This is a genomic window from Pseudomonas soli, from assembly GCF_021283165.2.
Classification (GTDB): Bacteria; Pseudomonadota; Gammaproteobacteria; order Pseudomonadales; family Pseudomonadaceae; genus Aquipseudomonas; species Aquipseudomonas soli.
Genome location: NZ_CP128543.1, coordinates 2,210,149 through 2,223,450, shown reverse-complemented (window position 1 = coordinate 2,223,450; position 13,302 = coordinate 2,210,149). Strand labels below are relative to the sequence as shown.

Sequence of the window (13,302 nt, the reverse complement as noted above, 5' to 3'; positions counted from 1 at the left end):
AAGTCAGGTAAAAAAGTCGAACTTTCCAAAACCCGGGCAGGTCAGGAATTAAGTAGGGCCGAAGCAAAAGGACTGCCTCACGCCAGGCCCACACCCCCAACCAGTCCATACGTTTTTCGGCGGGAATGCCGAGCGTGCCGTGCCTGCGCGCACGAATCTGGGGCAAGGAACGCACTACGAAGATGCAACAACGATCAGAGAGCAGACCCACGAGCCAACGCCAAGTACACAGAACAAGGGACGGAGAGAAGTATGATCAGTGCCGCTGTCGAACCTCACGTAGAGTCATTCAACCCGGATAACCGCGAGCCGCTGCCTGCGGCCCTCGCCCCGACAGGCAAGGCACCCGGCGCGCAGCGCCAGCATAACCCGAACAAGCGCAAGGTGTTGTTCGTCACCTCGGAGATCGCCGACCTGGTCAAGACCGGCGGACTGGGCGACGTGTCCGCTGCCCTGCCCCGTGCCCTGGCGCACCTGCACGATGTGCGCGTGCTGATCCCCGGTTACCGCCAGGTGGTCGAGAGCGACAACCCCATTCACATTGTCGGCGAACTGGGCGGCCACGCCGCGCTGCCGCCGTGCAAGATCGGCCGCATGGATCTGGCCGACGGCCTGGTTATCTATGTGCTGATCTGCCCCGAGCTGTACCAGCGCGACGGCACGCCCTACGGCGCCAACAACGGTCGCGACTGGCCCGACAATCACATTCGTTTCGCCCGCCTGGGCCTGGCGGCTGCAGAAATAGCCGCCGGCGAAGGAATGGCCCACTGGCGCCCCGACCTGGTGCACGCCCACGACTGGCCGGCCGGGCTGGCCCCGGCCTACATGCACTGGCGCGGCCTGAGCACCCCGACCCTGTTCACCATCCACAACCTGGCCTACCAGGGCGTGTACAGCCGTGGCTGCAGCCCGGAGCTGGCGATCCCAGACCACGCCATGCAGCAGGAAGGCATGGAGTTCTACGGCAAGCTGTCGTTCCTCAAGGCCGGGCTTGCATACGCCAGCCAGATCACCACGGTCAGCGCCACCTACGCCAAGGAAATCACCACACCCGAGTTCGGCTGTGGCCTGGACGGTTTTCTTGCCAGCAAAGCCCAGCAAGGCCTGCTCGGCGGCATCCCCAACGGTATCGACGAAAGCTGGGACTCGGCCACCGACCAGCACCTGGACTACAACTTCAGCATCAACGACTGGGAGGGCAAGGCACGCAATGCCGACCAGGTCCGTGCGCTGTTCGGCCTGGAAGCGAGCGAGGGACCACTGTTTGCCGTGGTTTCGCGACTGGTCTACCAGAAAGGCCTGGACCTGACCCTGGGCGTGGCCGACTACATCGTCGAGCAAGGCGGCCAGATCGCCATCATCGGCCGTGGTGAACCCGAGGAAGAACAGGCCATGCGCGACCTGGCCCTGCGTCACCCCGGCCGCATCGGCGTGCGCATCGGCTTCAACGAGACCGACGCCCGGCGCATGTTCGCAGGCAGCGACTTCCTGCTCATGCCATCGCGCTACGAGCCCTGCGGCCTGAGCCAGATGTACGCCCAGCGTTTTGGCTCGTTGCCGGTGGCACGCAATACGGGCGGCTTGGCCGACACCATCGAGAACGGCGTGACCGGCTTCCTGTTCGACGACTCCACCGTGGACAGCTACCGCGAGGCCCTGAGCCGCGCTTTCTACGTGTATGGCAAGAAGCACCTGCTCAATGCCATGCGCTGCCTGTCGATGACCCAGCCATTCAACTGGTGCCAGGCGGTGGAACCTTACGCGCGGCTGTACGAAGACCTGGTGAAGCAGACCCAGCACGCCTACTACTGAGCGGAGAGCCGACGATGCACAAGCATGGCGCACAGTTACTGGACGCCACGTCGGCGCGCTTCGCCCTGTGGGCGCCGGATGCGCGCAGCGTGAGCGTGACGATCGGGGAGCGGCCACCTGTGGCACTGCTGCCCGACGACGAGGGCTGGTATACCGGCGTCGCCCCCTGCCAAGCGGGCGAACGCTATCGGTTTCTGATCGACGATGAACTGCCGGTGGCCGACCCGGCCTCGCGCTGCCAGCCGGAGGGGGTACAGGGCCCCAGCGAACTGGTGGACCTGAGCGGTTATCCCTGGCGCCATCCCTGGCAGGGGCGGCCTTGGCACGAGGCAGTGATCCAGGAGCTGCACGTAGGCCTGCTCGATGGCTACGCCGGCGTGGCCCAGCAGCTGCCGCGCCTGGCCGAGCTGGGCATCAGCGCCATCGAGCTGATGCCCCTGGGGCAGTTCCCAGGTGAGCGCAACTGGGGCTACGACGGGGTGCTGCCATTCGCCCCGCAGCACAGCTATGGCCGCCCACAAGACCTGTGCGCGCTGGTCGACGCCGCCCACGCCGAGCGTCTGATGGTGCTGGTGGACGTGGTGTACAACCATTTCGGCCCGGACGGCAATTACCTGCACCGCTACGCCAGCCCGTTTTTCCGTGAAGACCGCCAGACACCTTGGGGCGCGGCCATCGACTTCCGTCGCGCCGAGGTGCGCGAGTTTTTCATACAGAACGCCCTGATGTGGCTGTGCGACTACCGCTGCGACGGCCTGCGCCTGGACGCGGTGCACGCCATCGACCAGCCGGACTTTCTCGTCGAACTGGCCCAGCGCGTACGCGCCACGGTCGAGCCCGGGCGGCAGGTCTGGCTGGTTCTGGAGAACGAGCACAACCAGGCGACGCTGCTCGAGCAAGGCTTCGACGCGCAGTGGAACGACGACGGCCACAACGCCCTGCACGTACTGCTGACAGGCGAAACCGAAGGCTACTACGCCGATTACAAGGACCGGCCGATCGAGCAGCTGGCGCGCTGCCTGGCCGAGGGCTTCGTGTTCCAGGGCCAGCCCGACCGCCACGGCAGGCCGCGCGGCGAGCCCAGCGGCCACCTGCCGCCCAGCGCGTTCGTGCTGTTCCTGCAAAACCACGACCAGGTCGGCAACCGCGCCCTGGGCGAACGGCTGTCCCGGCTCTGCCCGCCGCAGGCACTGAAGGCCGCCACCACCCTGCTGCTGCTGGCGCCGATGATCCCGCTGCTGTTCATGGGCGACGACGACGGCAGCCGCAAGCCGTTCCTGTTCTTCACCGACTTCCACGACGCGCTGGCCGATGCCGTGCGTGAAGGCCGGCGTGGCGAGTTCGCCCATTTCGAGGCCTTCGCCGACCCGCAGAAGCGCGAGCAGATACCCGACCCCAACGCCGAGACCACCTTCGAGACCTCCAAACCTAGGCAACAGGAGGTGCTGGCCGGATGGCACGGTTTGTACCAGCAACTGCTCGAACTGCGCAGGCGCCATGTCATCCCGCACCTGCCCGGCACCCGCGCCGAGGGCTGCGAGGTACTCGGCGCCAAGGCGCTGACCGCCCGCTGGCGCCTGGGCGACGGCCAGCAGCTGCGCATCGACCTGAACCTCGAGGCCCAGCCCCAGCCGGTCACCCTGCCGGCCCTGCCCCGCCGCCTGTTCGACAGCAGCGACAACGCCCACCCCGACTCGATGCTAGCCGCGCACAGCTGCGTGGTGAGCCTGCTGCCCCCCGACCAGGAGATGCCATGAGCGCAGAGCCCCTTCACCGCCTGGCCGCCCGGGTGGGCCTGGCCCGCGACTGGATCGATGCCAACAACCGCCCGCAGCAGGTCAGCGATGACGTGCTGCGCCAGGTGCTCGCCGGCCTTGGCCACCCGGCCGGCAACGCTGCCGAGATCGACGCCAGCCTGCGCGCCGTGGAGCAGGCCGAAGACAGCGAGCACCTGCCACCGCTGCTGACCGTCGACATCGACCAGCCCCTGGACCTGCAGCGTTACTTCAGCGCCGCCAGCCAGGTCCGCTGCAGTCTGGAAGACGGCAGCCAGCGCAGTCTGACCCTGGACGCCCAGGCGCGGCTGCCGGCCGGCTTGCCCCTGGGCTATCACCGCCTGGATATCGATGGCCGGACCTGTACCGTGGCCGTGGCACCGGCGCGTTGCCATGCCCTGCAAGACTGCGTGGAGCAACCCCCGCCCCGTTGCTGGGGCCTTGCCGTGCAGCTGTACAGCCTGCGGCGCCCCGGCGACGGCGGCTTTGGCGACTGTCTGGCGCTGGAACAACTGGCGCGCCACGCCGCCGAGCGCGGTGCCGATGCCCTGGCGATCAGCCCGATCCACACCCTGTCGGCCTTCGACCAGCACCACTACAGCCCTTATTCGCCGTCCAGCCGCCTGCTGCTCAATGTGCTCTATGCCAGCCCCGGCGTGGTCTTCGGCGAACGCGAAGTGCGCATGGCCACCGAGGCCTGTGAACTGGAGGCGACCCTCGAAGCGCTGGAGCAGCACACGCTGGTGGACTGGCCCAGGGCCGCCGAGGCCCGGCTGCGCCTGCTCGAAGCGCTCTACCGACATTTCAGCCAGGGCGAGCACCCCCTGCGCGCAGACTTCGACAGTTTCCGCGCCAACGCCGGCGAGCAACTGGAACACCACTGCCGCTTCGAAGTGCTGCAGGCCGAGGCGGTGAGCAGCGGCCTGGGCGCGGACTGGCGCAACTGGCCCAAGGCCTGGCACGACCCCTACGATCCCGAGGTCGAAGCCTTCGCCAACGCCTATCCGGCGCGGGTCGAGTTCCATGCCTTCTGCCAGTGGCTGGCCGAGCGCAGCCTGCAGCGGGCCCAGGACGCGGCACGCGGCAACGGCATGGCCGTGGGCCTGATCGCCGACCTGGCAGTGGGCGCGGACGGTGCCGGCAGCCAGGCCTGGAGCCGCCAGGACGAACTGCTGGCGGAACTCAACGTCGGCGCGCCGCCCGACATACTCAATCGCGCCGGGCAAGACTGGGGCATCTGCGCGTTCTCCGCCGAAGGCCTGCGACGCAACGGCTACCGCGCCTTCATCGAGATGCTGAGGGCCAACCTGGCCCATGCCGGCGGCCTGCGCATCGATCACGTGATGGGCCTGCGCCGCCTGTGGCTGATCCCGCGTGGCGCCAAGCCCAGCGAAGGCGCCTACCTGGAGTATCCACTGGACGACCTGCTGCGCTTGCTGGCGCTGGAGTCGGCGCGGCACCAGGCGATCATCCTCGGCGAGGACCTGGGTACCGTGCCCGAGGGCCTGCGCGAACGCCTGGCCGACAAGGCCGTGCTGGGCATGCGGGTGCTGCCATTCGAGCAGCAGCCCCCCGGACGCTTCACACCGATCCTCGACTGGCCGGACAACGCCCTGGCCACCACCGGCACCCATGACCTGGCCCCACTCGCCGGCTGGCTGAGCGGCCGTGATATCGACTGGAGCCACCGCCTGCAATTGATCGATGCCGCCACCGAGCTGCACTGGCGCCATACCCGGGCGCTGGAGCGCGACGGCCTGCGCCGCACCCTGGAACAGAACTACGGGCCACTGCGCGACGATTCGGCACTGATCGACGCAGCGATCCGCTTTGTCGGCCATACCCGCGCGCCGCTGGTACTGGTGCCCCTGGAAGACCTGCTGGGCAACGACGAGCAACCCAACCTGCCCGGCACCACCACCGGCCATCCCAATTGGCGCCGCCGCTTCAAGGCGTCGGTGCGCGAACTGCTGGACGACGAGGACGCCGCCCGGCGTCTGGAACTGCTGGCCCAGGCCCGCGAACAAGCCTGGGAGCGTGACCGATGAAACCCTTGACCGCCACTCTGCGCCTGCAACTGCACAGCGACTTCACCCTCGACCACGCGGTGCCGCTGGTACCTTATTTTGCCCGGCTGGGAATCAGCCACTTGTACGCCTCGCCGATCCTCACTGCCCGCGCAGGCTCGCGCCATGGCTATGACGTGGTCGACCCGACCCGGGTCAATCCCGAACTCGGCGGCGAGGCAGCGCTCGAACGCCTGGTAGCGGCCTTGCGCCAGCATGGCATGGGGCTCATCGTCGACACGGTTTCCAACCACATGGCTGTAGGCGGCGCCGACAACCCCTGGTGGCAGAGCCTGCTGGCCTGGGGCCGGCGCAGCCCCTACGCGGAGTTCTTCGATATCCAATGGCACTCCAGCGATCCGTTGCTGGCCGGGCAACTGTTGCTGCCGTTCCTGGGCAGCGACTATGGCGCCGCCCTGCACAACGGCGAGATTCCGCTAACCTTCGATGCGCACCACGGGCGCTTCGAAGTTGCCCACCATGAGCACCGTTTCCCGATCTGCCCCCTGGACTATCCCCGAATTCTCGGCCAGGCCGAGGACCCGCGCCTGCAAGCGCTGGCGGCGCATTTCAGCGCCCTCGGCGAAGCGGCAGAGCCGTTGCGCGAAGTCCAGCCCCTGCACCGTGAACTGGCGCGCCTGGCCGCTGCCGGCGCGGATCCGCAATCAGCCCTCGCCGCCTTCGACAGCCGCGCAGAAGCAGGCTTCAAGCGCTTGCACCTACTCCTCGAGCGCCAGACCTACCGCCTGGCCAGCTGGCGCACCGCCGCCGACGACATCAACTGGCGGCGCTTCTTCGACATCAACGAACTCGGCGGCTTGCGCGTGGAGCGTGCCGTGGTGTTCGAGGCCACCCACGCCAAGCTGTTCGAGCTGATCGAGCGCGGCCTGGTCGATGGCCTGCGCATCGACCATATCGACGGCCTGGCCGATCCACGCCGCTACTGCCGCAACCTGCGCCGCCGAGTCGACTCGCTCTTGGCGCGACGCCCCGTCGATGCCGCGTTGGCGCACTTCCCCATCTACGTCGAGAAAATCCTTGGCACGGACGAGCACTTGCACCGTGACTGGCTCACCGACGGCACCACCGGCTACGAGTTCATGAACCAGGTGTCGCTGCTGCAGCACGACCCTGCGGGCGAGCTCACCTTGGAGGAACTATGGCGCAGTACCAGCGAGCGTCCCGAATTCCCCGAGGAGGTTCGCAATGCCAGACTCCTGGTGCTCAACGCCAGCCTGGCCGGCGACTGCGAATCGGTGGCCCAGGCCCTGCTGCAAGTGGCCCGCGACGACTTGATGACCCGCGACCTCACCCTCGGCGCGATTCGCCGGGCGTTGCAGGCGCTGGTCGAGTACTACCCGGTGTACCGCACTTACATCAACGCCTGCGGCCGGCCCGCCGAGGACGAGGCGTTCTTCCAGCAGGCGCTGGCCGGGGCGCGCCAGTCGCTGGGTGAAGCCGACTGGCCGCTGCTCGAGCAACTCGAACGCTGGCTCGGCGGCCAACCCTGGCGGCACCTGCCGCCAGGCCGCCCGCGCAAGCATCTGCGCCACGCCTGTGTGCGCTTCCAGCAACTGACCGCCCCCAGCGCCGCCAAGGCCGTGGAAGACACCGCGTTCTATCGATCCGCCCGGCTGCTGTCGCGCAACGACGTGGGCTTCGACGCTGAGCGTTTCAGCGCCGACGCCGCCTGGTTCCACAACGAAGCACAGCGCCGCCTGCGCGACTTTCCCGACAACCTGCTGGCGACCGCCACCCATGACCACAAGCGCGGCGAAGACTGCCGCGCGCGGCTGGCCGTGCTCAGCGAACGCGCGCCCTGGCTGGCCAGCCGCGTCGAGCACTGGCGCGAGCTGGCCGCGCCGTTGCGCGAAACACTGGACGATGGGCAGGCGCCAAGCCCCGGCGACGAGCTGCTGCTGTTGCAGACGCTGCTCGGCAGCTGGCCGCTGGAGCTCGACCTGGAGGATGCGCAAGGCCTGCAGCGCTACGCCGAGCGTATTCGCCAATGGCAATGCAAGGCGCTGCGCGAGGCCAAGCTGCGCAGTAGCTGGGCGGCGCCCAATGAACGCTACGAGGCGGCTTGCGCGGCCTATGTCGACGGCCTGCTGCTGGCCGAGGAAAACCAGCAGCTGCGCCAGTCCCTGCATGAGGCCGCGCAGCGCCTGGCCTGTCCCGGCGCCTTGAATGGCCTGGTGCAGTGCCTGCTGCGCATGACCACCCCCGGCGTGCCGGATTTGTACCAAGGCAACGAATACTGGGACCTCTCGCTGGTCGACCCGGACAACCGCCGCCCGGTGGACTACCCGGCCAGGCGCGCCAGCCTCGACGACGGTACGCCACTCGCCGAGCTGCTCGCCCACTGGCGCGATGGCCGCATCAAGCAGGTCCTGGTGGCCCGCGTGCTGGACGCCCGCCAGGCCCATCCCGAGCTGTTCCAGCGCGGCGCCTACCTGCCACTGACCGTGCAGGGCCGCCACGCCGACCAGGTGCTGGCCTTTGCCCGCCTCGGCCAGGGCGAGCGCGCCGTCATCGTCGTGCCACGGCTGGCCAGCGCCCTGCTGGGCGCGGCCGCCACTCCGTTGATCCCGGCACAGAACTGGGACGATACCCGGCTTGTACTGCCGTTTGCCCTGTCGCCTGCCAACTGTTCGGGACTTTTCGGCGGCGGTGCGGTCAGCCCTTCAAGGGAGCTGATGTTAAGCACCGTGCTGGCGGAGTTTCCGGTCAATGTGTTGATTGATCATGCCTAACTGTATTCAGGAGCGTCGTGATGAGTGTCGATGAAAAGCGTATTCGCGAGTTCGCCTATCAGATCTGGGAATCGGAGGGTAAGCCGGAGGGTCGCGAGGAGGAACATTGGGACAAGGCGCGCAAGCTGGCCGAAGCCGAGGCGCTGGCCCCCAAGGCCCCCCCGCGCAAAAAGGCAGCGGCCAAGCCCAAGCCGCCTGCAGACCCCAAAGTGGCGGCGTTGCCGGGTGTGAAGCCGGCTGCGGCGGCTAAAAAACCGCGAGCGGCGAAGAAACCTGCCGCTGGTTGAGCCTTCTGCAGCCTGTACCGCCCTCATCGCGGGGCAAGTCGCATCGGCGCACCGCCGCTCCCACGCCTCAGTCACTGAGTGCTCGTGGGTGTGAGCGGGCGTGCCCCGCGATCCCTCTGTTCACGCATTCTCTGTTCACGCACTAAAGGAACGCCATGAGCCCCCGCACCCCGAAGAAAACCCGCTCCGTCGCCCCATCGCGCATCCGCGAAGGCCTGCCTTTCCCCCTCGGCGCCACCTGGGACGGCCTTGGGGTCAACTTCGCCCTGTTCTCAGCCAACGCCACCAAGGTCGAGCTGTGCCTGTTCGACGCCAGCGGCGAAACCGAGCTTGAGCGCATCGAGTTGCCCGAATACACCGATGAGATCTATCACGGCTACCTGCCCGACGCCCACCCTGGCCTGGTCTACGGCTATCGGGTGCACGGTCCCTACGAGCCGGAGAACGGCCACCGCTTCAACCCCAACAAGCTGCTGATCGACCCTTACGCCAAGCAATTGGTGGGCACGCTGAAATGGTCCGAGGCGTTGTTCGGCTACACCATCGGCCACCCCGACGGCGACCTGTCGTTCGACGAGCGCGACAGCGCGGCGTTCGTGCCCAAGTGCAAGGTCATCGACCCCGCCTTCACCTGGGGCCGCGACCAGCGCGTGTCGATCCCATGGGAGCGCACCATCATCTACGAGGCCCACACCCGCGGCATCAGCATGCGCCATCCGGCGGTGCCCGAGCACCTGCGCGGCACTTTCGCGGGCCTGGCCAACGACGAGCTGCTGGGCCATATCAAGGAGCTGGGCGTGTCGAGCATCGAGCTGCTGCCGATCCACGCCTTCGTCAATGATCAGCATCTGCTGGACAAGGGCCTGAACAACTACTGGGGCTACAACAGCATCGCCTTCTTTGCCCCCCACCCGCGCTATCTGGCCAGCGGCAAGATCGCCGAATTCAAGGAGATGGTCGCGCACCTGCACGACGCAGGCCTGGAGGTGATCCTTGACGTGGTCTACAACCACACCGCCGAAGGCAACGAACGCGGCCCGACCCTGTCGATGCGCGGTATCGACAACGCCTCGTACTACCGCCTGATGCCCGACGACCGGCGCTTTTACATCAACGATTCCGGTACCGGCAACACCCTAGACATGAGCCATCCACGTGTCCTGCAACTGGTCACCGACTCGCTGCGCTACTGGGCCGGAGAGATGCACGTGGATGGTTTTCGCTTCGACCTGGCGACCATCCTTGGCCGCTACCACGACGGCTACAGCGAGCGCCATGGCTTCCTTGTGGCCTGTCGCCAGGACCCGATGCTCAGCCAGACCAAACTGATCGCCGAACCCTGGGACTGCGGCCCGGGCGGCTACCAGGTGGGCAACTTCGCCCCAGGCTGGGCAGAGTGGAACGACCGCTTCCGCGACACGGTGCGCAGTTTCTGGAAAGGCGACGAAGGCATGCTCGCCGATTTCGCCGCGCGCATCACCGCCTCGGGCGACCTGTTCAACAACCGCGGCCGGCGCCCCTACGCTTCGGTCAACTTCGTCACTGCCCACGACGGCTTCACGCTACGTGACCTGGTGTCGTACAACGACAAGCACAACGAGGACAATGACGAGAACAACCAGGACGGCACCGACAACAACCTGTCGTGGAACTGCGGCGTCGAAGGGCCCACCGACGACCCGGCAATCAACGCCCTGCGCATGCGCCAGATGCGTAACTTCTTCGCGACACTGCTGCTGGCGCAGGGCACGCCAATGATCGTCGCCGGGGACGAATTCAGCCGCACCCAGCACGGCAACAACAACGCCTACTGCCAGGACAGCGAGATCGGCTGGGTGAACTGGGACTTGGATGAAGACGGTCTGGCGCTGATGGCCTTCGTCAAGCGCCTGACCCGGCTGCGCCTGGCCTATCCGATCCTGCGGCGTTCGCGCTTCCTGGTCGGCGACTACAACGAGGCGATCGGCGTCAAGGACGTCACCTGGCTGGCTCCGGACGCCAGCGAGATGACCGTCGAGCAGTGGGAGGATCCGCACGGGCGTTGCCTGGGCATGCTGATGGATGGCCGCGCCCAGGTCAGTGGCATCGCCCGCCCAGGCGCCGAGGCAACCATGCTGCTGATCGTCAACGCCTACCACGACGTCGTGCCATTCACCCTGCCGGCGGTGCCGGAGGGCGACTACTGGAGCTGCCTGGTCGACACCGACCGGCCCGAGCTGCGCAAGGCGCAGCACCTGGCGTTCGACACCGTGTTCGAGGTCAAGGGGCGGTCGTTGCTGCTGATGGTGTTGCAGCGGGAGGAGGACTGAACCCGAAACAGGAAGTCCTGTCCTAGACTGTGTCGAGCCAGTTGAACCTGGGGCTGCTGCGCAGCCCTCATTGAACAGGAGCGGTCGTGAACCTCGAAGCCGGCAGTCCAGGTTTCGCCAGCGTCAGCCAGGCCCCGGCCGTGCACCGGGTCAAGGTGCTGACGGTCAACACCCACAAGGGCTTCACCGCCTTCAACCGGCGCTTCATCCTGCCGGAGCTGCGCGAGGCGGTGCGCAGCACCGGGGCTGACATCGTGTTCCTCCAGGAGGTGCTCGGCAGCCACGACCGCCACGCCGCGCGCTACCCCGGCTGGCCCCAGACTTCGCAGTACGAATTCCTCGCCGACAGCATGTGGAGCGACTTCGCCTACGGCCGCAACGCGGTTTATCCCGACGGCCACCACGGCAACGCGCTGCTGTCCAAGTACCCGATCATCGAGCATCGCAACCTCGACGTGTCGATCACCGGCCCCGAGCGCCGCGGCCTGTTGCACTGCGTGCTGGACGTACCCGGCCAGCGCCAGGTGCATGCGATCTGCGTGCACCTGTCATTGCTCGAACGGCACCGGCAGAAGCAGCTGCATCTGCTGCGCCAACTGCTCGACGCCCTGCCCGCCGGCGCCCCGGTGATCATCGCCGGCGACTTCAACGACTGGCAACTGCGCGGCAACCGGACCCTGCGCCTGCACCGCGACCTGCACGAGGCGTTCGAGCGCCACCACGGCCTGCTCGCCCGCACCTATCCCGCCCGCCTGCCCCTGCTGCGCCTGGACCGCGTGTACCTGCGCAATGCCGACAGCCATGCGCCGAGAATCCTCGGCAACAAGCCCTGGACCCACCTGTCCGATCACCTCCCGCTGGCGGTGGAAGTGCGGTTGTAGCAACGATTCGGCATAGCCACGCGACGGGAAATCACCATTGTCGATATACCGAATTGAAACTTGTCATTATTCAACAAGTTAAATAGACAAACAGGCATTTCTCGATTATTTCACGCTTTCTTGACGCAACCGCCGTCCTCTCCTTAGCTGAACAGTAATCACCAGATGGAAAATCTCGTGCCGGGCCTCTAGCTCGCGCCCTCGTGCGCGTTCCAAGAAGCTGGCGCGCTGGTTTGGGTCGCCCCTGTTCTTGTCGTACAGCTCGTGACATCAGGCCAGGTATCGGGCTGTTCAATTCACACGTCAACAGGAGATCCGCCATGAAAAGCACCTCGAATCCCTCGCGCTTCGACGCTTTTTTCTGTGCGGTTTCCACGTCGCTGCTCCTGGCAACCCCGGTGGAAACCTTCGCCTTCGAACTGCAGGAGGGCGAGCCCTTCGCCCCCTACCTGGCGCAACCGGAGGTGCCGCGATTATCGCTCGACCCGGTCAGCGCTGGCGGCCTGAGCCAGGGTATGCTCAGCGCCTTTTCCGAGCGCATGGGTGAACGCCACGGCCAGCTTGACAGCAACCACATCGCCAGCCAGTGGGCGCAGTTCTTTCCCGGCGGGCCGCGCCCAGGTGCCCAGCCGCCGGCGCAAGTGGAAGCGCCGAGCCAGCAGATGATGATCGGCCCGGACTTGTTCGTGCGTGAAACCAGCGCCGGCAACGTCCACCGCGCCGGCATCTTCGTCGGCCACAACAACCTGCAGAGCAGTTTCAACGGCATGCGCCCGCTGCTCGGCGACAAACAGCGTGACGCGGTCAACCTCAGCGGCGAGAGCCTGGGCGTGTACTGGAGCATGACCCACGCGCAGGGTTGGCACGTGGACGCCGTGGCGATGGGCACGCGCATCGACGTCAATGGCCGCTCCCAGGCGGGCCAGCGCCTGGACGACAGCGGCCACGCGATGACTTTCTCAGTAGAGGGTGGCTATCCCATTGGCCTGGGCGCGGGCTGGGTGATCGAGCCTCAGGCACAGTTGATCAACCAGCAGTTTTTCCCTGGCAGCCAGGTGCAGGAAGAGACCTTGCAGGCATTCGACAGCCAGCCCAGCTGGAGTGGCCGGGTCGGCGCCAAGCTGTCGGCGCGTTACGAGGTGCGTGGCATGCCCATCGAACCCTATGTGCGTACCAACGTCTGGTATGACTTCAGCAACGCTGACCCGGTAAAGCTGGATCAGGTGGACAAGATCTCCAGCTCGCGCAGCGCCGCGACGGTTGAACTGGGGTTGGGTCTGGTAGCCCGGGTAACGCCGAGCGTGGCGCTGTTCGTCAGCGCCGACTACAGCTCCGATGTGGATGACAATGACCTCAATGGGCTGATCGGCAGCCTTGGAGTGCGGATGCGCTGGTAGCCGGGTAACCCATTGCGGGGCA

Annotated in this window: 8 protein-coding genes; all 8 read left to right on the top strand. The window is 66.7% G+C overall.

Annotated elements, in window-relative coordinates; translation table 11 throughout:
• Positions 1 to 252: 252 nt before the first annotated feature.
• The 8 genes from glgA (at position 253) to LU688_RS10305 (ending at position 13,280) form a co-directional block, all read left to right on the top strand.
• A complete protein-coding gene (glgA, locus tag LU688_RS10340) occupies positions 253 to 1,812 on the top strand; it encodes a glycogen synthase GlgA (RefSeq protein ID WP_094010496.1) in 1,560 nt (519 codons plus the stop codon).
• 14 nt (positions 1,813 to 1,826) lie between these two features.
• Positions 1,827 to 3,569, top strand: coding sequence for a malto-oligosyltrehalose trehalohydrolase (gene treZ, locus LU688_RS10335; RefSeq protein WP_038705787.1), 1,743 nt, complete (start codon positions 1,827 to 1,829; stop codon positions 3,567 to 3,569).
• Positions 3,566 to 5,635 carry a 4-alpha-glucanotransferase gene (malQ, locus tag LU688_RS10330; RefSeq protein WP_094010497.1) on the top strand — a complete coding sequence of 690 codons (2,070 nt, stop codon included), beginning with the start codon at positions 3,566 to 3,568 and terminating at the stop codon, positions 5,633 to 5,635. The genes treZ and malQ overlap by 4 nt, the downstream gene beginning before the upstream one ends.
• Entirely contained in the window at positions 5,632 to 8,406 is a 2,775-nt protein-coding gene (locus LU688_RS10325) for a malto-oligosyltrehalose synthase (RefSeq protein WP_232887980.1), read from the top strand. The genes malQ and LU688_RS10325 overlap by 4 nt, the downstream gene beginning before the upstream one ends.
• Positions 8,407 to 8,423: 17 nt before the next feature.
• A complete protein-coding gene (locus LU688_RS10320; RefSeq protein ID WP_038705784.1) occupies positions 8,424 to 8,693 on the top strand; it encodes a DUF2934 domain-containing protein in 270 nt (89 codons plus the stop codon).
• Positions 8,694 to 8,848: 155 nt separating this feature from the next.
• The gene (glgX, locus tag LU688_RS10315) at positions 8,849 to 11,002 is read left to right on the top strand and encodes a glycogen debranching protein GlgX (RefSeq protein ID WP_023632104.1); all 2,154 of its coding nucleotides are present in this window, start codon (positions 8,849 to 8,851) and stop codon (positions 11,000 to 11,002) included.
• An 86-nt stretch (positions 11,003 to 11,088) separates the two neighbouring features.
• Entirely contained in the window at positions 11,089 to 11,883 is a 795-nt protein-coding gene (locus LU688_RS10310) for an endonuclease/exonuclease/phosphatase family protein (RefSeq protein ID WP_104444179.1), read from the top strand.
• A gap of 320 nt (positions 11,884 to 12,203) precedes the next feature.
• Entirely contained in the window at positions 12,204 to 13,280 is a 1,077-nt protein-coding gene (locus tag LU688_RS10305; RefSeq protein ID WP_094010500.1) for an autotransporter domain-containing protein, read from the top strand.
• Positions 13,281 to 13,302 lie beyond the last annotated feature (22 nt).